Source organism: Rhizobium jaguaris, assembly GCF_003627755.1.
Lineage (GTDB): Bacteria > Pseudomonadota > Alphaproteobacteria > Rhizobiales > Rhizobiaceae > Rhizobium > Rhizobium jaguaris.
Window position 1 is genome coordinate 129,318 of record NZ_CP032697.1, and the last position, 19,841, is coordinate 149,158.

At 57.8% G+C, this 19,841-nt stretch carries 19 protein-coding genes and 3 pseudogenes; 14 read left to right on the forward strand and 8 right to left on the reverse strand.

Annotation, left to right across the window (positions count from 1 at the left end; translation table 11 throughout):
• Positions 1 to 9 precede the first annotated feature (9 nt).
• The 10 genes from CCGE525_RS37285 to repC all read left to right on the forward strand — a co-directional run bounded on the left by CCGE525_RS37285 (position 10) and on the right by repC (position 10,850).
• Complete coding sequence (locus CCGE525_RS37285; protein WP_120709290.1) at positions 10 to 747, forward strand: type IV secretion system protein; 738 nt, start codon at positions 10 to 12, stop codon at positions 745 to 747.
• Between the two features lie 8 nt (positions 748 to 755).
• A complete protein-coding gene (locus tag CCGE525_RS37290; RefSeq protein WP_205587543.1) occupies positions 756 to 1,025 on the forward strand; it encodes a hypothetical protein in 270 nt (89 codons plus the stop codon).
• A gap of 14 nt (positions 1,026 to 1,039) precedes the next feature.
• Positions 1,040 to 2,086 (forward strand): TrbL/VirB6 family protein, encoded by a 1,047-nt coding sequence (locus CCGE525_RS37295; RefSeq protein ID WP_245472530.1) that lies wholly within the window; start codon positions 1,040 to 1,042, stop codon positions 2,084 to 2,086.
• A 20-nt stretch (positions 2,087 to 2,106) separates the two neighbouring features.
• Positions 2,107 to 2,838, forward strand: a complete 732-nt coding sequence (locus CCGE525_RS37300) for a VirB8 family type IV secretion system protein (RefSeq protein ID WP_120709291.1) — start codon at positions 2,107 to 2,109, stop codon at positions 2,836 to 2,838.
• A gap of 26 nt (positions 2,839 to 2,864) precedes the next feature.
• On the forward strand, positions 2,865 to 3,641 hold the full coding sequence (locus tag CCGE525_RS37305; protein ID WP_120709292.1) for a TrbG/VirB9 family P-type conjugative transfer protein: 777 nt from the start codon (positions 2,865 to 2,867) through the stop codon (positions 3,639 to 3,641).
• Complete coding sequence (gene virB10, locus CCGE525_RS37310) at positions 3,631 to 4,911, forward strand: type IV secretion system protein VirB10 (protein WP_120709293.1); 1,281 nt, start codon at positions 3,631 to 3,633, stop codon at positions 4,909 to 4,911. The genes CCGE525_RS37305 and virB10 overlap by 11 nt, the downstream gene beginning before the upstream one ends.
• Positions 4,912 to 4,943: 32 nt before the next feature.
• On the forward strand, positions 4,944 to 5,972 hold the full coding sequence (gene virB11, locus CCGE525_RS37315) for a P-type DNA transfer ATPase VirB11 (protein WP_245472532.1): 1,029 nt from the start codon (positions 4,944 to 4,946) through the stop codon (positions 5,970 to 5,972).
• Entirely contained in the window at positions 5,969 to 8,398 is a 2,430-nt protein-coding gene (locus CCGE525_RS37320; protein ID WP_120709440.1) for a type IV secretory system conjugative DNA transfer family protein, read from the forward strand. The genes virB11 and CCGE525_RS37320 overlap by 4 nt, the downstream gene beginning before the upstream one ends.
• 77 nt (positions 8,399 to 8,475) lie before the next feature.
• Complete coding sequence (locus CCGE525_RS37325) at positions 8,476 to 9,162, forward strand: hypothetical protein (protein WP_245472534.1); 687 nt, start codon at positions 8,476 to 8,478, stop codon at positions 9,160 to 9,162.
• Positions 9,163 to 9,557: 395 nt separating this feature from the next.
• The gene (repC, locus tag CCGE525_RS37330; protein WP_245472543.1) at positions 9,558 to 10,850 is read left to right on the forward strand and encodes a plasmid replication protein RepC; all 1,293 of its coding nucleotides are present in this window, start codon (positions 9,558 to 9,560) and stop codon (positions 10,848 to 10,850) included.
• A 247-nt stretch (positions 10,851 to 11,097) separates the two neighbouring features.
• Here repC and CCGE525_RS38710 read toward each other — a convergent pair whose 3' ends face one another.
• Positions 11,098 to 11,985: a hypothetical protein gene (locus CCGE525_RS38710; RefSeq protein ID WP_162950461.1), complete on the reverse strand. Its 888-nt coding sequence runs from the start codon at positions 11,983 to 11,985 to the stop codon at positions 11,098 to 11,100.
• A gap of 411 nt (positions 11,986 to 12,396) precedes the next feature.
• On the reverse strand, positions 12,397 to 12,693 hold the full coding sequence (locus CCGE525_RS37345) for a hypothetical protein (RefSeq protein ID WP_162950462.1): 297 nt from the start codon (positions 12,691 to 12,693) through the stop codon (positions 12,397 to 12,399).
• Between the two features lie 747 nt (positions 12,694 to 13,440).
• Here CCGE525_RS37345 and tnpA point away from each other — a divergent pair.
• Together tnpA and tnpB are read left to right on the forward strand one after the other, a co-directional pair.
• Positions 13,441 to 13,821, forward strand: coding sequence for an IS66-like element accessory protein TnpA (tnpA, locus tag CCGE525_RS37355; protein ID WP_120709300.1), 381 nt, complete (start codon positions 13,441 to 13,443; stop codon positions 13,819 to 13,821).
• A complete protein-coding gene (tnpB, locus tag CCGE525_RS37360) occupies positions 13,818 to 14,165 on the forward strand; it encodes an IS66 family insertion sequence element accessory protein TnpB (protein WP_120709301.1) in 348 nt (115 codons plus the stop codon). Before tnpA ends, tnpB begins: the two co-directional genes overlap by 4 nt.
• Here tnpB and CCGE525_RS39665 read toward each other — a convergent pair.
• Positions 14,099 to 14,332, reverse strand: coding sequence for a DeoR family transcriptional regulator (locus CCGE525_RS39665; RefSeq protein WP_342637477.1), 234 nt, complete (start codon positions 14,330 to 14,332; stop codon positions 14,099 to 14,101). The genes tnpB and CCGE525_RS39665 overlap by 67 nt on opposite strands.
• 583 nt (positions 14,333 to 14,915) lie before the next feature.
• Here CCGE525_RS39665 and CCGE525_RS37370 point away from each other — a divergent pair.
• Together CCGE525_RS37370 and CCGE525_RS39455 are read left to right on the forward strand one after the other, a co-directional pair.
• Positions 14,916 to 16,179, forward strand: a pseudogene (locus CCGE525_RS37370) (ISKra4 family transposase).
• Positions 16,180 to 16,306: 127 nt separating this feature from the next.
• Positions 16,307 to 16,510, forward strand: a pseudogene (locus tag CCGE525_RS39455) (RES domain-containing protein); the annotation flags it as partial.
• Positions 16,511 to 16,585: 75 nt separating this feature from the next.
• On the opposite strand, the pseudogene CCGE525_RS37380 reads toward CCGE525_RS39455, so the two are convergent.
• The 5 genes and pseudogenes from CCGE525_RS37380 to CCGE525_RS37405 all read right to left on the reverse strand — a co-directional run.
• A pseudogene (locus CCGE525_RS37380) lies at positions 16,586 to 16,807 on the reverse strand (transposase); the annotation flags it as partial.
• Between the two features lie 293 nt (positions 16,808 to 17,100).
• Positions 17,101 to 17,397, reverse strand: a complete 297-nt coding sequence (locus CCGE525_RS37385; protein ID WP_120709303.1) for a hypothetical protein — start codon at positions 17,395 to 17,397, stop codon at positions 17,101 to 17,103.
• A 243-nt stretch (positions 17,398 to 17,640) separates the two neighbouring features.
• The gene (locus CCGE525_RS38715; RefSeq protein ID WP_162950463.1) at positions 17,641 to 18,309 is read right to left on the reverse strand and encodes a GNAT family N-acetyltransferase; all 669 of its coding nucleotides are present in this window, start codon (positions 18,307 to 18,309) and stop codon (positions 17,641 to 17,643) included.
• Between the two features lie 22 nt (positions 18,310 to 18,331).
• On the reverse strand, positions 18,332 to 19,573 hold the full coding sequence (locus CCGE525_RS37400) for an MFS transporter (protein ID WP_120709306.1): 1,242 nt from the start codon (positions 19,571 to 19,573) through the stop codon (positions 18,332 to 18,334).
• On the reverse strand, positions 19,566 to 19,838 hold the full coding sequence (locus tag CCGE525_RS37405) for a tautomerase family protein (RefSeq protein WP_120709307.1): 273 nt from the start codon (positions 19,836 to 19,838) through the stop codon (positions 19,566 to 19,568). Before CCGE525_RS37405 ends, CCGE525_RS37400 begins: the two co-directional genes overlap by 8 nt.
• Positions 19,839 to 19,841 lie beyond the last annotated feature (3 nt).

A 19,841-nucleotide genomic window follows, 5' to 3' on the forward strand; every position in this document is an offset into this window, starting at 1 on the left:
GATCAGGAGATGAACAGAGGCACCACCACAATCAGGGGCATCTTGCTCGCGGCGTCAATGTTGGCTCCCACAGCAAGTGCCTACGCCCAGGTCCCGGTGATCGACAACGCGACGCTGGAGCAGGCCACGAAAACCGCCTCGAACACAGCCGAGATCATGTCGTCGAACAGCGACATCCTGCAGACGGTGAATAAGACGCTTGCCGCCGTCACGGGAAACCGTTCCACGAGCGAGATCGCCAATGCCGCACTCGGGTCCGGCTTTTCGATCGGCAATGCGCCGGACTTTTCCACGCTGCTCAGCGGTCAGATGTCCTGGGGTAATCTCGGCTCGTACGGCAATACCGCCGCAACGATCCTGAATGGCCTTAACCTGGTCAAGACCCTCTCTGGGCAGGCGGACAGCGCTGCCTTCACTCGCGGCGACAAGGCTTATCAGGGCCTGGTCAACACGGCGACGGCGCTGACGGCCTCCATTGCCGGAACACAAAGCGGTGCCCAGCAACGCTCCACCGCCTTCCAGGCCGTACAGGGACAAATCGGCACGGCCACCGACATCAAAGGTTCGATCGACCAGAATTCGCAGGTGCAGACGCAGACGGCGCAAACGGTCAACGAGCTCGTCGGTGCGGTCAATGCTGGCAATGCTGCGCTCAACGCGGAACAGATGCGGCAGTTAGCGGCAGAAGCGGCGACGTCGCAGTTCATGACCTATGACGCAGGCAAACTCTCCTTTGTCGGACAGTGAAAGGGTCGATGATGCAGGCGCTTCGAATCCTCTCCCTGGCATTGGTCGTTGCTGCCTTCGCGGGCCTGCCCGGATGCGCCAGCCACAAGGAGCTGAAGGCGCCATGCTCGCCTGAGACGAGCTTCCTCTCCACGCAGGCTTATGCCGGCGGCCTCACCGATCGCTGTGGGCCGATGGTCCGCCAGCTCGGCGTCATCAGCAGCGATGATCCCGGCGTCACAACTCTTGGTAATCCCCGCGTCACCAATCCTGGTGATCGCGCCGTGACGGTGTTTTAGAGCCGGGAAGATCCATGAACCCCTTCGATATTCTGTTTGGCAAGATCGATAGCATGGGCGTCAGCGCCGTTCAGACCATGTATTCGACCCTCGCCAGCTCCCTTGGGCCGCTGTTCCTGGCCGGTCTCACGGTTTATGTCGTCTGGTGGGGCTACGAGATGTTGTTCGGCCGCGCCCAGATGACCGCCGGCGCCTTCGTCTGGCGGTTCGGCCGGGCCTTCATCTGCTACACGCTCATCGTCTCCTGGGCCACCTACCAGCCTCTGATCGTTCAGCCTTTGATTTCCGCCCCCGACGGCATGGCAACCATCGTTTGCCAATCGACCGGTGGCAGCAATTGCGGTGGCGACGGCAGCTCCGGCTCGTCCGTCACGCAAGGGCTGACTGATATCTGGAATGGTGGTATTGCCGTGGTCAAGGCGATGGTTGACGCCGGCGGCATCACCGCGGTCGGCATGTATATCTTGGCCATCGTCGTGCTCGCCGTCGTCTGTATCCTCTGCGCCATCACCGTCACCCTGTTGATGATCGGCAAGATGACGATGTTCATCCTGCTGGCGATCGGCCCGATCGTTTTGTGCTGCGCCCTCTTCAATCTGACCTCGCGGGTCGTCGATGGCTGGATCACCAGCCTTGCCGGCTATGCGCTGCTGCCGATTATTGTCTATGTCATCCTCGGCTTCATGCTGACTCTCCTGAAGGGCCGCGTCGATGCGCTGACCGCTGATGCCAGCGCAGCCAATATGACGACGTTGGCGCCGTTTCTGCTGATGTCGATCGTGACGGCCTTCCTCCTCACCCATTCGATCTCGATTGCGCTCGCCATCGCCGGCGGCGGCCCCAGGATCGATGCGCTTGGCGCAACCGCCGGCGTAATGGCGGCAAGACTCGGCTGGAGAGCCGGCGCGCTGACGGCTCTGGGGATTGCGACTACCGGCCGGGGCGTCGGTCAGGCCGGAGGATCATGGTTCAACAACACGCGTGGCGGGCCAGCCACCATTGGTGACGGGGATCCTGCCGCCGCACAGGTCCGTGCCGCAGCCGCCAATGCGCGCCAATAGCCAGCCATGGAGAGTTGAGAATGGCCAAGAGTGAACACGAGGCGGCTGAGGTCAGTGCGCCTGCTGGGACAGTCGATCCCCGCTACTATACCGAAGGCGAGCGCTGGGAGCGTTCGGTCTATCGATCCGTGGCTATTTCTCGCGGGGCCTGGAGGACGGTGGCCGTGTTGCTTGGTGTCGCCTTGGCGGGTGCGATCGGGCTGCTGTGGATGCTGCTGCCGCTCAAGTCCTTCGATGTCGTCGTGCTCGAGGTCGACAAGACGACTGGCTTTGTCGAAGCCAGCCGGCCGCTGCAGGAGCGTGGCGATCTCACGCAGAACGAAGCGGTGACACGGGCGAACATTGTGCGCTTCATCCGGGCGCGCGAGACTTATGATCCCAAGGGATTGCGGGATAATTTCGACCTGGCGTCGCTTTATTCGACCGGCAAGGCGGCGGCGGATCTCGCCAACACCTATTCCGGCGCCAACCCGACCAATCCCGTCAAACTCTATGGCCCCAGCACCGCAGTGACCGTCTTCGTCAAGAGCGTCATCTTCCTGAATGACAGTACAGCGGCAGTGCGGTTTTCGACGACGCGCTCCGGTTCGGGAGGTCCGACCGTGACCGAGCATTGGGTCGCGAATGTCCGGTTCAAATACACCTCCGAACCGATGCGCAATGACTGGCGCTTCGACAATCCGCTTGGCTTCCAGGTGACGGAATATCGCCGTGATCAGGAAACAGTGACGCCCGACGAGGATAACCAGTGAAGATAAGTCCTCTCCTAGGTGCCGGCATGATCGCAGCATGCGTACTTTCACACACGCCGATCGTCCTGGCCGAAGTGCAGCCGCAGGCGGTGAGAGCCGACGAACGGATCCGCACCGTGCCGTTCCAGAAGGACAATATCGTCTATCTCGCCGGCATGATGGGTGTGTCGACGATGATCGTCTTCAATCAAGACGAACAAATCGCAACCGTTGCCATGGGTGACAGTCTCGCCTGGCAGGCGGTTCCCGATCAGTCGAAACGCTTTCTGTTCATCAAGCCGCTGCAGCCGGATGCGCAGACGAACATGAACGTCATCACGTCCAAGCGCGTCTACACCTTCTTCTTAAATGGCGCGAAGCCCGGCAACACCAGGAACGCCGTCGTCAAATTGCGCTTCTCTTATCCGGAGGATTCGCTTGATGCGAATTTGTTGGCGACAGCCCGCCAGAACGTGGCCATGCCGAATGTCCGGGCGGCGTTGGCCAATCCCGGTCGGCTCAACTATGACTATGGCTATAAGGGTGCGGTGGAAAGCAGGCCGACGTCGATGTTCGACGACGGCACAAAGACCTTCTTCCAGTTCAGTGGCGAGGTGCCGGCCTTTTTCGCGGTCAAATCCGATGGCAGCGAGTCCCTTGTCAATTATCGCCGCGAGGGCGACTACATCGTCATCGACAAGGTCGCCGGTCAATGGACGCTGCGATCCGGCAAAGTGGCGACCTGCGTCTTCAACATAAAGCCGAACATCACGACCCCGAAGCCGGCTGAATCAAGGCCGCAGGAGATCAGCCATGGCCATTGATTTCGAGGAAGAGGCGCGCATCGTCGAAACCGTTGCCAGACCCCCCGATGGTCGTCGCGGTAAGCTTATGCCGATCTTGCTGGCATCGGCCGCGCTGGTCGTTCTCGCCTATGCCGGCTATGTCAGCTTCATCAAACCCAATACGCCTAGGAAGACCGGTGCGAACGAGGAGTTCAAGACGGCGAGCCATGCCGGCAATCTAAACTTCGATCCGGAGAAACCGGTGCCGGCGCCAACCGACAACAAGCTCGTGCTCTCGCCACCGACACCAACGCCGATGGTGGTGCAGCCGCCACCGATTGAGCAGAAGATCCAGGCGCCGGCCGTGGTCCAGCCCGCCGTTGACGAAGACGCCGCACGTCGTGCTGCAGAAGAAGCGGAACGGGCGAAGAAGGAAGAAGAGCTTCGGCAGGCGCGGTTGCGCTCGAATATGATCGTCTTCGACCAGGCGGCCAGAGGGGACCAATCCGCCGCTGTTGTCGGCGCCTCATCATCGCAAAATGCGGGATCTGCCGTGAGCGCTGATGACGATCCCAATCGCAAGTTTGTGCAGTCGGTGGGTTCGCAAGACGTCGAAACAGTAACCGCCTCGCGTAACGACCGCATCGATGCTCTTATTCCACAAGGCACGTTGATCCGCGGGGTGCTGGAGACAGCAATCCAGTCCGATTTGCCGGGCATGGTGCGGGCCGTGATCTCCAACGATGTCTATTCCTTCGACGGCCGCCGCATCCTGCTGCCGAAGGGAACCATGCTGACCGGCGAATACAAAAGCGGCATGGCGCGTGGCCAAACGCGGGTACTGATCGTCTGGACGCGGGCGCTTCGCAGCGACGGCACATCCGTCGCCCTTGGTTCTTATGGAACCGACGATCTCGGCCGTTCCGGCCTCACCGGCTTCGTCGACAAACACTATCTCGAGCGTTTTGGGGCTGCCGCGGTCTTGAGCCTGGTCGGCGGTGTTTCTTCCTTTGTCGCCGGTCTCAACAGCGACGGATCCAGCAATTCCTCATCGTCTTCGACGAGCTCGGATGCTCAAACGCAGGCGCAGCAGACGCTGTCGCAGACCATGGCCGAGATGGCCAATATTGCGCTGAAGGATTCGATCAACATCCCACCGACGATCTATGTCGACCAGGGGACCGAGATCATGGTCTTCGTCCGCAGGGATCTCGACTTTTCCTCGCTTTATCCCGATCCGGTGAAGGAAGCCGTCGATGAACTTCGTCGCGCCCAAACTGGAAATTCGACCGGCAAATCCGGCCAATGAATGAAGTGCTAAAATCTGAAGATTCAAAATCCATGTGGGACGGCCTGCCCATCTATATCAGGCAGACTGCTCAGCCGATCCGCAGCTGGTTGGAGGATCCAGCCGTGATCGAGATCATGTGCAATCGACCTGGAGAAATCTGGATCGAGAGCGTCAAAAGCCATCATATGATCCGTTACGACGTGCCAGCGCTCGACGAAAAGGCGATCACGGCGCTGGCGCAGATGATTGCCGGTACGACGCAGCAAAGCGTCAACGAGGAGACGCCGCTTTTGTCCGCTGCCATGCCCCATGGCGAGCGCTTCCAGGCGGTGCTTTCTCCGGTCGCGGTTCTGGGCGGCGCCTTCGCGATCCGCAAACAGGTGATCCGCGACATGACGCTGGATGATTATGTCGCGCTCGGCGGTCTCGATGGCGTCCGGGTGACCGGGGCCGGCTTAGCGGCCGGCGAGCAATTGAGCGATCTCGAACAGGAGTTGATCGCACGCCTAGTGGATCCGTCGCCGACGGCACGCCGCGGATGGCTGCGTTTTGCCGTCGAAAATCGCGTCACCATGTTGATTTCCGGGGGGACATCGAGCGGCAAGACGACCTTTTTCAACGGCCTCTTGAAAGACGTGCCAGTGTGGGAACGTTTGGTGTCGATCGAAGACACGCGGGAGCTAAAACCCTCACAGCCGAACTATCTGGCACTCGTCACCTCAAAAGGCGGACAGGGCAGGGCGCGGACGACGATCCAGGAGTGCCTGGAGGCAGCGTTGCGTCTCCGTCCGGACCGCATCTTCATGGGCGAGATTCGCGGCGCCGAAGCCTTCAGTTTCCTGCAGGCGGTCAACACCGGCCATCCAGGGTCGCTATCGACCCTCCATGCCGACAGTCCGCGCGGCGCCTTTGAGCGCCTCGCCATGGCGACGATGCAGGCAGGGCTCGGACTGACGAAGGCGGAGCTGATGGAGTTCGTGCGCTTCGTCGTTCCGGTCGTCATCCAGGTGGCTCGCGATCCCGCCACCATGAAGCGCGGCGTGCGGGAAATCTATTTCAGCAAATGGAGCGGTCGATGAGACGCCTTAAGAAGGCCGCAGTCGTGATCGCAGGCTCTTCCATCGGCGTTGGCGCCGCGTTTTACGTTTGGTCGGGCAGTTATGCGGCTGCTTCGTACCTGATGCTGAAGAGCTCGACCATGTGGAAGAGTTTTACTGGCGGCGACGTGCTGATGCCGGCGAAACAAGCCTGGTATTATCTTGGAAATCCGACTGTCACGAAGCTGATTTCTGTCGCAACGGTCTCGACGCTGGTGCTGAGTGCTGCCGTCGCTGTTGGGATCACACTCGCCGTCAAGCGGCCCTGGCAAGTCCGACCGCCGGCTGACGGCTCCCGCTTTGCAACGCTCAAAGATCTCAAGAGCGCCGGGCTGCTGAGCGGTAAACCTGGCAAGTCGGTGCTGCTCGGCACCTTCGGCAAAGGCAGTTCAGCCGTAGACGTCCGCTATAGTGGTGACAGCCATTTCTTCGTTAACGGTCCGTCCCGCTCAGGCAAAGGCCGCGGCTTCGTCATGCCGAACCTCCTTGAATATGAGGGATCGGTGATCGTGCTCGACGTCAAGCTCGAAAACTATTCGCTTACGGGGCCGGCGCGCCTGGCCATCGGACAGCAATGTTATGTCTTTGCGCCCGGATCGGCTCACTCGCACCGCTGGAACCCGCTCGATTTTGTTCGAGAGTGGCCGGAGCGTTCCACGGACCTTGTCAACCTTGCGGCGACGCTGTTGCCCATCGGAGAAAGGGAGGATGGCTACTGGAAACAGACTGCCCGCGGCTTGCTTGCCGGCGTACTGGGATATGCATTGGAATCGGGGACCATGGAGGGTCGTCGCAACCTGCGCTCCGTGTTGCGGATGTTCTCGACCGGCCGCTCTTTCTCATCCGTGCTCCAGGACATCATCAACGATGAGCCCGATCTCGATCAGTTTATTGTCGGCAGCTTTCGCCAGCATCTCGGACGTGACGAGGAACAGCGTCCTTCCTTCGAAGGACACGTCACGACGGCGCTTGCCCCCTTCAACAATCTTCTGATGGCGGAGGCTTGCTCGGAGAGCGATTTCGACATTCGCAACCTTCGTCGCAAGCCATTTTCGCTGTTCATTGCTGCGCCGGTTTCAGATTTCGGGACGGTCGAGCCGATTGTTCGGCTTCTGATCCAGCAGGTCCACGACGTGATGCTGAGGACGCTTCCAGGCAAGGACGAGCCCCACACGATCCTGATGATGCTCGACGAGTTCTACCAGTTCGAACGATTGCCGGAAATCATCAAGCGAGCACCGCTGGTCGCCGGTTACGGCTTGACGATCGCGCTTATCGCACAAAACATTCCACAGCTCGACGAACGTTATGGCCAGCAGACGCGGAACGCCCTGCTCGGCAATATGGATGTCAAGCTTAGTATTGCGGTCGGCGATGACGCCACCGCGAAAATCATCTCTGACAATCTCGGGCGCAAATATGAGGCGCGCGAGGGCTGGGGCAGACACACTGGTCTGCTCTTGGCAAAGAATGCGTCGTCCGGACGGTTCGAGGCCGTGCCACTTATGGATCCGGGCTCTATCCAGCGCCTGGATGACGATAAGACGATCCTGCAGGTGCGCAGCGGTTACGGCGCGATCCTGAACAAGCTGAACTTTTACAGCGACGCGCGGTTCATAGCGCGGCGTCGGGGAGTTGAAGCATGGAAGAGCGAGCTTGTGATCCCGGAGCTCAGGATTCAAACCGAATGGCCACTATTCGTGGCCCAGCCGCTGGAGCTCATCACCGAATCGCATGCAACTCAGAATGAGCAGCGGCAATTCAAGGCCGCTGACCACGAGATGATCGTGCTCGAGCATGCGAGAGCCGTGTTTGTCGAACCTGCTCTGTTTATGCATCGATATAGATCGGCAATCTCCGCTACCGGGGATCAGCCGACCGCCGATCTTCTGTTTCGGCTGCGCACGGTGCCCGAGACAATTGGCAACGTCAGAGGGGTGACAGGACGCTTTGGCGGCAGCAAGGAATCGCGGGCGCGAAAGCTAGCGCTGGCGTCGGTCTGGCCGCTGCGCCAGGCAGTTTCAGAGGCCCGGTGGGCTGTCATCGCTTTGCGACTTGCCGAAAGGGCGAAGCCCGAGGAGATATTTTTCTCACCGGGCTCAGGTTCATCCTCGACAACCGATGCACGTAGCGCCGTCAGCGTGAATGTGGCAACGGAATCCCCGTCCAGCACAGCTCCTACTCATAGTTTCGATGCCGAGGAGGATGAAACGAACCGGCTGGATTTCGAGGTTTCTTCTGCCGAGGAAACGATGGGAAAAGTCGTCGGTATGGCCGAAGATGCGATTGGCCTTGGACAGGCGAATGATCCGGATGCTCTTGCGGGAGCGCTCATCAAGCTCAAGGCTGCTCTTGAGCAATCCACGTCGGATTTTGAGGAAGAGAACCACCTTCTGGCTTCATCCTGAATAAGCCATATCGTTCCGCGCAATAGCCGTTGTCTTGCAGCCCGAACGTCTGATCTATATGAAGTCGAAGAGCGGCTGTGCCCGTTCGATCCACTTACTCTCCTCGCGCCCTCGGCTTCACGATCATCATGACATCACGTGAGAAATACAATGCCTATCGTCGGGCCTGGTGGGCCAAATCGCTCGGTGATCATCTCGCGGAGTCTCGTGTCTTCCTGCCGCGGGAAGCACACGATTGGGTCGTGCGTTTCGCTGCTGAGGTTGAGGAAAGAATTCCGGTCGTATTGGGTAAGCTCGTCGTAGCGCAGATAAAAGCTGCTGATGAGACCGCCGGGATCGAGTCCTCCGAGAGCGGGCTAAAGCCCGAGTCGAAAGCTGAAAGGGTAGACGGCGCTGAAGTAATGTCGACGGACGACCTTCATAAGCTCTTCGCCGTTATTCTTGCGTCGCGTTTTCCAGGTGATACCGGAGCATCGCGATTAAGGCAGGTCGGTTTTATCGGGGCCATCGTCGCAGAGATTGCAGCCGGCCGAAAACCGACTGCCAGTTCTATTGCGAATTGTACGGACAATCATACCTCGCAAATCACCGTTCTGGCGAGAACGATGAAAGACAGAGGTGTCATTGAAGTTCGACATGCGGCGTCTGTTCGTAAGGGCAAGGCCGCTAAGATCTTCAGTATTCGGCCAGACGCTGTCAAAGCCATCCATGCTGCTCACCTCGACGTCACAGGCCAGGTGATCGCGGACATGACAACCCCCTAAATGCACGCTGTTGAAACCCAACCGTCACTGCTTCCGTAAGCGGAGGACGGGAGCTGCTTGCTTGTATTCACCGCATTGTTTGGTATATTTATCATTTAAGCGGTGTCGTTTAACCGCTTAATTGAACAGCTTCAATATCAACGACTTACACCATCGACTGATCACTGTGATTCGACTGACGATGTGAAAGGACAGCGCACGGCAAAACGAAAAAGACCTCGAAAGTTGGCGCTTTCGAGGTCGATCCGTCAAAGCTCAATGCTTGAATGTAGGGAAATCACCCACAAGAAGTAAGGTGATCTTCTCCGTAAAAGATATCGGTGTCAAGCAGTGACGCTATTTTGGCGAATGATTTTCTGCTGCCGTGTCCTTGGAAGGGGACGCGAATGAAAAGCATGCCAATTTCCAGTCGTGCATATGCTAACCGGCGAGTAACGGCCGCCAGCCTTCAGACAGATCGCGCTGTTACACGTTACCGAAGCGATCATCGGAGCAGATCCAGTATGTGCCGTCCTTCGCGAACGCAGGCGCTGCAGGTGGCAAAACGCTATGCTGCGGCAATCGGACTTAAGGCCGCGAAAATTGCGCTCATTGACCAGTTATTTGCGTTCTCCAAGGCCGTGGACTGGACCGACACCGAGATTTCTCCGATCGTTTGGCCTACGAACGAATTATTAGCGCGACGGCTGGGCATAAAGGTTTCGACGCTAAAACATCATCTCGCTGGATTAGTAAAAGCTGGATTGATTTGCTATTCGGACCATCCGACTTACCAACGAGGCGGCCGTCGCAGTGAACATGGCCATATCGTCGAGGCCTATGGCATCAATTTATCGCCGATTGCGGCCCGCTATAGCGAGTTGCTCGATCTCGCGGACGCAGCAGACTTTGAAGCAAGACAGTGCAAGAGCCTCTCTAATCGGCGCACTCTGCTAAGAAGGTCTATGGCGGCAATCATTGAGGCGGCGAGGCGGGAGTTGGGATCACTCGATGAAGAGTGGAATTTGCTGCTGGCACGCCTTGACCGGCTCCTTGAGCGGCGTGCGCAGGGATCGCTCGAATCGGCAGAAGTCGTTGACGCGCTTGAGGCCCTGCGCGCCGAAGCAGCCGAACTCCTCGAAGCCCTCTATGACAGCCGAGATTCTAGCACCGCGCTGGCGAAATTTCGGCCTCTACAAACTACAGCTGACGATCCACATTCTGAATCTTGTAGTGATCAGCGGAATTGCGCTGACGCGCAATACATCAATGAGTCTCGCGCCATCGGCGCGATGGCTTATGAAAATAAGCCTTCAGATGCTTCTGCAGAAATCAAGCGAAGAACGCAATCGGCGGAGCCGGGCGACGACATTGTCAACGTTTCATTGCCGCTATTGCGGTCGGCATTTGTCCATCTGTCCGAGATGGTGCCGGAAGTGTTCAATCATTGGGCGGTGTTCCGCTCGTCCGGTGGGCTTCTTTGCCGACTGTGCCATATCAATCCCCAAGTCTATCAGGAAGCCGTGGAGGTGCTTGGGCCGGATCTCGCGATCGTCGCGTTGGCGCTTACCGCTGAACGCAGTGCCAATGGCTCTGTGTCGAATTCCGGCGGCTATCTGCGAGAACTGGTCAATCGAAGCCGCCAAGGGACCTTGCGACTAAGTCGCTCACTCTTTTCGATGGCAGCATCGGCCCGGCAGTCACATTAGTGGCCGGTTGCTCTCATGCTATGGATGAAAGGACATCGTGGTGTTTAGCATCTGGCGGCAAACTTCGGTCGACGCACTGCCGTTGAACTGCAACGACAGATGGGCCATCGCCGCCACTCCTTGAGCTCCCTCCGCAAACCCAGATGTGAGCGATCAGGGTGAAAATGTTCGGTTTCCAATTGCTGCGCTGCGAGCTACCGCGGCCCGTTGGCCACCAAGTTCGCCGAAACTGGCGCGTTAATCCATGTCAGTTGTTTTCCTCTGTTCTCCAGAGGCGGAGGACAACCTCGTACCCAAAGGTGCTCAATAGCCCTTCAGGTTTCTCATTGCTGTTTTCTGCAACGTCGATAGAATCCTTTTCGCGAACCTCCCCTGAAATCTGCAGTGCCTGGTCAAAGCAATGCACAGACCATTCCGCAAACGATGGATAACCTTGATGCCTTGCAAACTGATCGAGGGCAAAACCCCGCGCGCTGTTTTTGCTCAACCCCGTGTGTGGGACACTTACGACAATTATGCTGATCGCATCCATAGCCATATTCATTTTCCTAGGGCCATTCATAAACGTCATGTTGGCTGCATCAAAAATCGATTTGGTGCTTACACCCCTTAGAAGTTCGCAGAGGATAGAGGGTGGCGATTTCGAGTCGTTAATCTCCATTCGTTTCCTGTCGGTTATGTCGAACGGTTGCGGTTTCGGAAAAGGATCGGGTGCCGGCCGGAGAAGAGGCAGCAGTGCCATGGCGAGAAACATGGCGGGGTCGAGGCCAACTACGTCGGCCGCTTGAGAAATTTCGACAATAGGGGCCTCGCGGGAATATGCCAGAAGTCCATCAGTTCTACTCTGCGCTTGTTCAAACGGCAGCCGCTGCTGCGTATGATCGAGGCGTCGCCCATATTGTCCACGGCGAGCCGGAGGACCGCTTATGTTGCGTACCTGCCAGCTGGATCGCGGTCCAGTTCCACGAAAGCTGCGCGAGGGGCCCGGAAAATGTTCGGCACGGCAGCGCCTAGCTCGGAAAAAATGTTTGTTGGGCCGGATCTGGATCGGCCGACGACGCGGCAGGCCCAAGCCTGCGACGACTGCACGGCAACTCGCTTCACCACCATCATCGATGCCGATCAGATAAGTCATGGAGCCCGCCTGTTTGGACGCGTGTTTGAGGTGGAGAACCGGCATTTGCTCCCCACGCACTCCGATAGTATGTTCGTGCGTCGCACAAACCACAAGGCATGTCAATCGATTTAAAGACATGAAAACTCCGCAACTGCAAACGTGATAGTCGAAAAAAGAACCACTTTGTGCCACCGCGTTGCGCTGGGCGAACACGTGCCGGTGATCGCAACCCAGCCGCCGGGACATCACGGTCCGCAGCGGTGAAGCGAACGATGTGGATGTAGTATCAGCCTCGCTGCACAAGTTGATCATATCGGAATTGAACCGAGCGCGAGCGATAAACCCGATCCGAACTCTTTAGGAAATCCGCGGGGACAAAGGCGGCTTTTCCCCTCAACCTCTCAGCATGCCAGGTAACCTCTATCGAAACTAAGCCACATCGATCGTCTCGATGATCTCGTAGTGGTGGACGATGGCGCCTATCCCGTCATTGAGCAACGCTAAGATCGCCGATTCCGTCATGGGAACCGTTTCGATTCTTTCGAGGCAAATAGCCGTGGGCACTGGTTCCTCGTCTTCCGCAATCTCGGCACGCACCTCCAGCAAATCGCGCCTGGCCGATTCTACGTCTTCGAAAAACTGATCGGGCCGGTCGCGATCGTTCCAGCGTCCCTCGCCTAGATGGGCGGTGGTGGTGTAAGTGTAGAGCGTAAGAATGGGAGCCATCTGCATTAGTCTCTCCTGTGCGAATAAAGCTCTGACGGCATCGGAGGTTAGACATATTGCTGGCCTGGGCAATACTGTGAATTCACCGTAGTTGGGTCGTTGCGGCTGGGGGCGAAATGACACTGCAACAGCGTTTGACGACCGCCTTCAGCCAGCAGACAACGAATAAGTCATGCCAATCGATTACCGGCACACCCGTGCTACTAACCACGACCTCTCAGTCGGTGCCGGCGGCGATGGCTGCTCCACTGTGATGCTTCCCTTTTGGGACGAGTGCAGCGCCGATTCGCGCGAAAGCGCAATACCCTCGGCCCCAACAGAGGAGACGTTCGTCCTCGACGGCAATAAAATTCCCAACCCTCTGCGCTCTTCATTCTACCTGTAGAAATTGTAGACCGAGTGAAGGGAGATCCGGTAAGCAAGCCTGCTGGCTACGTGACGGTCAGGTACCACTTTCCGGACTTGTCGGTACGCCTGATAACCAGACCGCTACGGAGGCACACAACGCCGAATTTCGCGATTACGCCAGAAACACTCTGGCCCACTTTGAAGTGCACCTCGATTTTGGGCCGGCAGGAGCTGGAATTTTCCGGGGTTATGGCGACATCCGACATCCACGCATAGTTCTTTCTGAACCTCATCTGATCAGTACCCCTGCGCCGAGGACCGCCTTGTTTAATTGAGGAATTCCCGTTGTTTTCGTGAGGTGAGCGCTTTCGCCACGTTGCAAACCACGAGGATAACGACGTGTCTATTCACCGTCTTGAGATTTTGGCCGGTAGTGTTCGGCGACGCAAGTTTACGCAGGCCGCTAAGGAAGCGATCGTCTCGGAAACGTTGAGAGGCGACGCCAGCGTGACGGATATTGCCCGTCGCCATGACCTTGATCGGTCGTTGGTGTACAGATGGCGACGTGAGCTTGGTGTGGTCGAAAAGGTCGAGGCGGCAATCGGATTTGTCCCGGTTAACGTCGCGGCTGCGGTGCCTGTCTTTCGGGATGCAAACATCGTCGGACAGATCCCCGGTGCAATCGAAATCCATGTCGGCCATGGCCGGAGCGTTCGGGTGGGAACGGGCTTTGATACGGCCACCTTGTCTCGTGTCCTTGATGTGCTGGCGGCGCGATGATTCCGATTGAAAACGGGGTTAGGGTATGGCTTGCGACGGGCTATACGGATATGCGGCGCGGCTTTCCCGGTCTGGCGTTGCAGGTCCAGGAGATTTTGAAGCAGGATCCGTTCGGTGGACATTTGTTTTGCTTTCGGGGTCGCAGTGGTGGTCTTTTGAAAGTGATCTGGCATGACGGCCAGGGCAGCTGTACTTTTACGAAAAAGCTCGAGCGCGGCAGGTTCATTTGGCCGAAGGTCGCGGACGGCGCCGTGACGATCTCCTCGGCACAGCTGAGCTATCTCCTGTCCGGACTTGACTGGCGAAATCCGCAACAGACATGGCGTCCGACGAGCGCCGGATAGGTGCATTTTGCGGCTCGATGTTGGTTGATATCCCGTCGTGCGGTCTCCTCTGAAATATTGAAATGCAACATCAGATCACGGATCCGGACTTCGCCGTCCGTTTGGACCATCTCGATGAGCTTCTTATGGCGATTGTGACTGAGCGACATTCTTCCCTCTCGCGACATTTTCGAGAGAGTAACTAAACCAAACTGTCGATACCACCAATGCAGAAAGGCCCGACACCGATATATCCACTATCGAGAAGCTCACGTTTAAAGAACTTTCCAGGGCGCGCGGGACGGGTCAAACCTGCAACGCTATCCCGAGGATACACCCCCCGCACTGCCATCATGCTAGCCTACCGGACGGCGCCACGGTTCGCCTCTAACACTCTTTGCCCGGACCACGAGATTGGCGATCCCCGTCTCGTCTTCCAGGACGATGACCATCACAGGCCGGCTTAGCTTTATCTGGAATATCAGAACGCAGGCTTTCACCGGCCAGTGAAATAGCGCCTCTCATCGGCGCCGTTTCGAGAGCGTCAGGGATGGCCGCCCGAACGGGGGAAGACCTACCAGGAGCTTCAGCGCAGCCAACATCCCGTCCTGAAGGGGACGCCGACTTTCTTCCGGTCGAGCCTAGCGGGTCTTTTGAACGGACGGGCCACTGCCAAGCCTAAATCGCTCTTTCATCTCCTCGGTGGGGAGCGGGAAAAACTTGGGGGTAAGAGTCTTCGGATAGTCGGGTGCTTTTTGGAAAGGGCACTCGTTGACAACGCAATTGAAAATGAACATCTGGGTCGAGCTTGTTGGAGGGGATGGCGTTTCGCAGCGTCTTGAGATTTCCAGTGTCGAACGCACTGTCGAAGGGGCTCGTCTCGGCGATTTCGGTCTTTCTCTGGAAGAAGGCAAGGAGATACAGCGGCGTCTACAAGGCGGGTTGACCCAATTTCAGGCCGACCAGGCCGGCCGGCAGGATCGTAAATGCCACGACTGTAATGGCCTCCGGACGGTTCATGACTACAGATCCCGTACGATCCACTCGCTCTTCGGCCCTTGTTGTGCGCGCGTGCCACGGTGGCACAGCTGTGCATGCGGAAGGGCGCAAGATTCGGGCACATCAAGCCTCGATACATTGCTGAATGGAAGAGCAACACCAGAATTGGAGCGAATTCAGGCGGAACTGGGCTCTCGGCTATCCTTTCGAGAAGCAGCCCGAGTGCTTGACCTCTTTGTGCCGGTTGAATCGACCACACATCGACATAACCACCGGACTGTCAGTCAACGGCTCGCCAAGGTCGCCGATCAGATCGAAAAGTGGGACATTGCAAGCCTCTATCGTATCAGCCGAGTTGGCGAATCTGCCGTTTCTGTTTTCATTGATGGCGCTTATATTCGCGCAGTTCCCGGCTTATCAAAGCCGGCATTTCGAGATCGCCATGGGACGGGTTGTTGCGGAGGGCCGGCTACCGCGCCAGTTTGCTGCTGCGCCTAATATTGCCACCGGCAAGCACGATGTCGTTCGCGCGGCGATGCGCGCACAAGGGTGGCTTCCAGGTCGAGACGTTACTGTCTTCAGTGACGGAGAGATCGGACTGCAAAACATCGTGTTAAGCGCAACGCGCCAGCCTGTGACGCATATTCTTGACTGGTTCCATCTATCAATGCGGCTTCGGCACATCGAACAGGCCTGGGAGGGCATCAGACATCTGCAAGATCTGAACATCTATCTTCGCGACGTCGCGCGCGACACCACCAACAAGCTTAGGCGCCTATATGAGCTGATCACCAATCTTCGCACCTATCTGGTCCAGAACAAGGCTTCGATTGTCAACTACTGCCAGCGATATTGGTCAGGCAAGCCCATATCCAGTTCCCCGGCTGAAAGTGCCGCCAACAGTCTCGTTAATGCCCGCATGAATGAGAAGCGACAGATGCGTTGGTCGCCGATTGGCGCTCATCGGGTCCTGCAGGTCCGAGCCGCCGTCGCCGACGGCCGTCTCAAACAAGCAAAGCTCAACCTGGCAGCGTAACCCCCGGCTTTTTCCCGCTCTCGGCTTCAGATCTCTACGGCTCCCCGGGAGACTGCTGCGGGCCGCATGACGTTCACAGTACGTTCGATCTTAGCGCAGGTTTTTACACTGTTCTTGTTGTCGCCCCAACTATGCGGCTTCGCAAGCGCTCGGCGAGCAGGTGCCCGCAACCGGTGGCGCCGGTATCCTCTATGACAGCCCCAGGCACAGGGCTGGCGTAAAACGTTGCCGCACTTCGACTGCGGAACATCCGGGATGTTACGCAGACCAGTTAGAGATCACGGTGTCGGCAGGAGGCAGGCGGATTGCGCTGCGAAAACTCTCCAGTTGAGGACGGGAACAAGGCAACAGCAAAACTCTGCGGCTACTGAGATAGCCGGTATAAGTGGCAGGCCCAGCAGATACTCCAGGCAATCCGCCTTCGCATGGCGTCCGCTGCCTGCCGATCGGACAGACCCTCCGCGAATTGTAGCAAGGTGATAAGCGCCAGGCGCCAGGGCGCTTTGGCACGTTGACCGAGGATGGGAAACAACGCCACGAATTGTCGGTCATCGAAGATCGGCCCCAGAGCGTCGCGCAAAACCATCAGCACACAGCCTCGCGGAAAAGCAGACTTGGCAATCTGCACCGTTTACTCCGGATTTCGACTGAAAGATCTGGCAGCAGCGACTCCTCGAATCATTGGAATGCCCAGAGAATCAGGGATTTCCGCGTTCGTCGAGACCAAAAGTGCGGACTTCGCCAATAGTATCGAGTATGCGCCAGACACCGCATCATCGTTTTTGGAGGACAACCCATATGGACTGTCTGAAATCGAAAGCACTGCGTTGCATTGCGCCGGCAGTCAGAAAGCGACTGCTTCCTGGCACCCGAGGTGATCAGTGCGCATCCGTGCTCCCCTCCCGTCCAATACAGCGGCTATCAATCGATAATATCGAGGATCTCATAGTTATTTACAAACGCGCCGATACCGTCATTCAGTAGAGCAAAAATGCTTTCCCTAGAGACGGGAAGGGTTTCGATCTTCTCCAGCTGCATCGGCCACCATCTGTTCCCCGGTTCGCTCTCAATATCTCCGCGTAATTCGCGAAGCGCTTCGCGCGCACTATCCTCGTCGTAAAAGAAGGTCTCCGGAATATCTGTATTGGCCCAGCGGTCGTCACGGCCGTTGTCGACACGTCCATAGGTGTAAAAGATGAACGACTCGCCCTGGGACATGCTTTACCTCCAAATGTTTTCCGGCACTGCCGGGGAACTGACGCGGCTGGACGTGACCCAGATCGCTACTCGCAAAAGTGTTAGTCAGCCGTCGATTGTAGGTTTCTACCGCTGCTGTGGCCGTCGCCAGGCGCGCAGAATTTGGGACAAGTAAGGAACTACGTGGGACATCATGACTGAAACCGAAACAGCCAACCGGGTCCAGGAGATTCTGACCGGCATAAAGCCTCTGACCGCCGAATATTATCCGCCGACGGACAAGTCTCTCGGCGTTACCGGTGAGCTTGCCGTAGCGGTTAGAGCCGAAATCCTCGGCCTGGATCTTGCGTCCGACGGCACCGAAACCGTAGATGCCGAGTCGGAGCCGACTAGGCCCCGAACCGCTGTCACGCTGACGGCACTATTCCCTGTCCGGCAACTTTGCCTCACAAAGCGGTCGATGGCGAGGATATTGCGTGTCGAGGCTATGATGAGGCCCATGGCGAAATCCGCAACACTCGATGATTTGCCGCCAGGGCTATGCGTTACAGTCAGCCTCTGGCGGAAGCCCGTCGAAAGATAGGTTCGGGTATATCCGAGTAACGCAGCGTTTTCTTCAAACGCGAGCACGACACGGCGTGCTAGGCCCTGGCGCCGAATGGAGGGATGTGTCCATATCCGCTTCAGCTCTTCCGTTTCGTCGTCATGGCTCAGAAAGGCCCGGCCGGTGATGGTTTGGCCGTCGCGCTGCAGGGGGAGGAAATCGCCAAGCGGCGAAAAAAACACGGCCTCCGGATATTCCATGATTTCGGAACGATTGCCATCCGGATGGCTGATCTCGCCATAGCGGAGATCAGGTTCCCGCATAAGCCCATCGATCAACGGACGAGCGGCTGGATGTAGCAAAGACGATCGGATCAGTACGTCGGTCATATCATCCCCCGAAGTTTTGCGCCTAGTAACGCGTTACCTCTGCCACGCCAAAAGTCGATGCTTGGCGTAGCGATGTGGAGAAGCGCCTGTAGCTTTCCGGCGAATACCGCACCGCTAGCACAATCATCGCCAACGAACCAACCGCCATGACCAGCCAGACACGGCTGAGATCCGACAGTGAATCACGTGCTGCACCTGCGAAAAGCGGGACAAAGCTTGCCAGGATGTAACCTCCTCCCTGAACGAAGGAGGTGAAATTTCCGGCGGTCGTCGGGTCATCGATATGATCAATTGCCACGATGATCGACAGCGGAAACAGGATACCGATGCCAACGCCGAGCAAAGCCATGGCTGCGTGGGCAAGTTCCACGGGCCATCCATGGAGCACTACAAAGCCCAGTGCGGTGACCAGAAGGGAAAATACCAGCGGGCCGCGACGGTCAGGGAAATGATGAATGAAGGCCGCCACGCCAAGAGCGGTCACTGCTTCTATGACGGTGAGCACGGAGAGCAACAGGCCGGCATTGCCTCGCCCCACGCCCTGCTCGAGGTAAAACGGCGGGATCCAAGCCATGGCGAGCATGAAGGCCCCCGTGCCGACACCGAAGAATATCATAAGGGACCAGCATCGGGCGTTGCGCCAGAAGGACGGCGAGCGTGCCCCTGCGATCGGCGCGTTGACGACCCTTTCGCTTGCGGCATGACGGGAGGAAACTCCCCAAAGCAGCACCGCGACGATCGCGGGGGCGCTCCATGCGGCAAGCGTGCCGGACCAGCCTATGGCATCACTGATCCCGGCAGCGGTGCCGGCGGCAATCGATGCGCCGACAACGATGCCTGTCGAATAAAGGCCGATTACCCGGCTTGTCGAGCTGCCGAAGTTTCGCTTGGCAAACCCTGGCATAAGCGATTGAACGAGGGTAATCCCGATGCCTGCTGCGGCAGCGGTGACCAGCAGTCCCGATCCAGAGGGGAGCCAATAGCGTGCTATGCTGGAACCGGCAACGATCAGGACTCCGAGGGCAATTCCACCACGCTCGCCGAGCGCGGCACGCACCTGTCGGACATAGATGGCTCCAACGCCCATGAGAAAGACGGGGATCATAGTCAACAATCCTACCGCGGTGGAATTGATCCCGGTATCCCCGATGATCTTTGAGACGAGTGGACCGATGGCAGCAACGGCCGGGCGCAGATTGATCGAGACTAGGAAAATCGCGATCGATAACAATATTGGCGAAGCTTTCCGTAGATGATCAGACATGGCTAGGATCCTTTCTTTCGTCCTTCGAGGCTGGCAGCCCCGCATAATCCGGGGTTTTGATAAGTTCCGCGCTAAGGCGGCTGATGTCGGGGATAAAGACGGCCTCGTTCCAATCTGCCGGAGGCACAGGCCGCAATGCGATCGACACGGCATCGGGAGCGCAGCGGAGGACATCAGTCAGGGTTCGGGTGATGGTATCGGCCAACGCTGCCTTGTTCGCATCCGTCAGTACCGTGTCGAAATATTTGATGATGACGTGCGGCATAGG

Excerpts from the sequence above, each read along its gene's own strand:
- CCGE525_RS37405 (WP_120709307.1), bottom strand. The coding sequence starts at position 19,838 with ATGCCGCACGTCATCATCAAATATTTCGACACGGTACTGACGGATGCG.
- CCGE525_RS37290 (WP_205587543.1), top strand. The coding sequence starts at position 756 with ATGATGCAGGCGCTTCGAATCCTCTCCCTGGCATTGGTCGTTGCTGCC.
- virB10 (WP_120709293.1), top strand. The coding sequence starts at position 3,631 with ATGGCCATTGATTTCGAGGAAGAGGCGCGCATCGTCGAAACCGTTGCC.
- CCGE525_RS37295 (WP_245472530.1), top strand. The coding sequence starts at position 1,040 with ATGAACCCCTTCGATATTCTGTTTGGCAAGATCGATAGCATGGGCGTC.
- tnpB (WP_120709301.1), top strand. The coding sequence starts at position 13,818 with ATGATTCCGATTGAAAACGGGGTTAGGGTATGGCTTGCGACGGGCTAT.
- CCGE525_RS39665 (WP_342637477.1), bottom strand. The coding sequence starts at position 14,332 with ATGTCGCGAGAGGGAAGAATGTCGCTCAGTCACAATCGCCATAAGAAG.
- CCGE525_RS38715 (WP_162950463.1), bottom strand. The coding sequence starts at position 18,309 with ATGACCGACGTACTGATCCGATCGTCTTTGCTACATCCAGCCGCTCGT.
- CCGE525_RS37300 (WP_120709291.1), top strand. The coding sequence starts at position 2,107 with ATGGCCAAGAGTGAACACGAGGCGGCTGAGGTCAGTGCGCCTGCTGGG.
- CCGE525_RS37345 (WP_162950462.1), bottom strand. The coding sequence starts at position 12,693 with ATGGCTCCCATTCTTACGCTCTACACTTACACCACCACCGCCCATCTA.
- CCGE525_RS37400 (WP_120709306.1), bottom strand. The coding sequence starts at position 19,573 with ATGTCTGATCATCTACGGAAAGCTTCGCCAATATTGTTATCGATCGCG.
- CCGE525_RS37320 (WP_120709440.1), top strand. The coding sequence starts at position 5,969 with ATGAGACGCCTTAAGAAGGCCGCAGTCGTGATCGCAGGCTCTTCCATC.
- CCGE525_RS37305 (WP_120709292.1), top strand. The coding sequence starts at position 2,865 with ATGATCGCAGCATGCGTACTTTCACACACGCCGATCGTCCTGGCCGAA.
- CCGE525_RS38710 (WP_162950461.1), bottom strand. The coding sequence starts at position 11,985 with ATGACTTATCTGATCGGCATCGATGATGGTGGTGAAGCGAGTTGCCGT.
- repC (WP_245472543.1), top strand. The coding sequence starts at position 9,558 with ATGCCAATTTCCAGTCGTGCATATGCTAACCGGCGAGTAACGGCCGCC.
- CCGE525_RS37385 (WP_120709303.1), bottom strand. The coding sequence starts at position 17,397 with ATGTCCCAGGGCGAGTCGTTCATCTTTTACACCTATGGACGTGTCGAC.
- CCGE525_RS37285 (WP_120709290.1), top strand. The coding sequence starts at position 10 with ATGAACAGAGGCACCACCACAATCAGGGGCATCTTGCTCGCGGCGTCA.
- virB11 (WP_245472532.1), top strand. The coding sequence starts at position 4,944 with ATGTGGGACGGCCTGCCCATCTATATCAGGCAGACTGCTCAGCCGATC.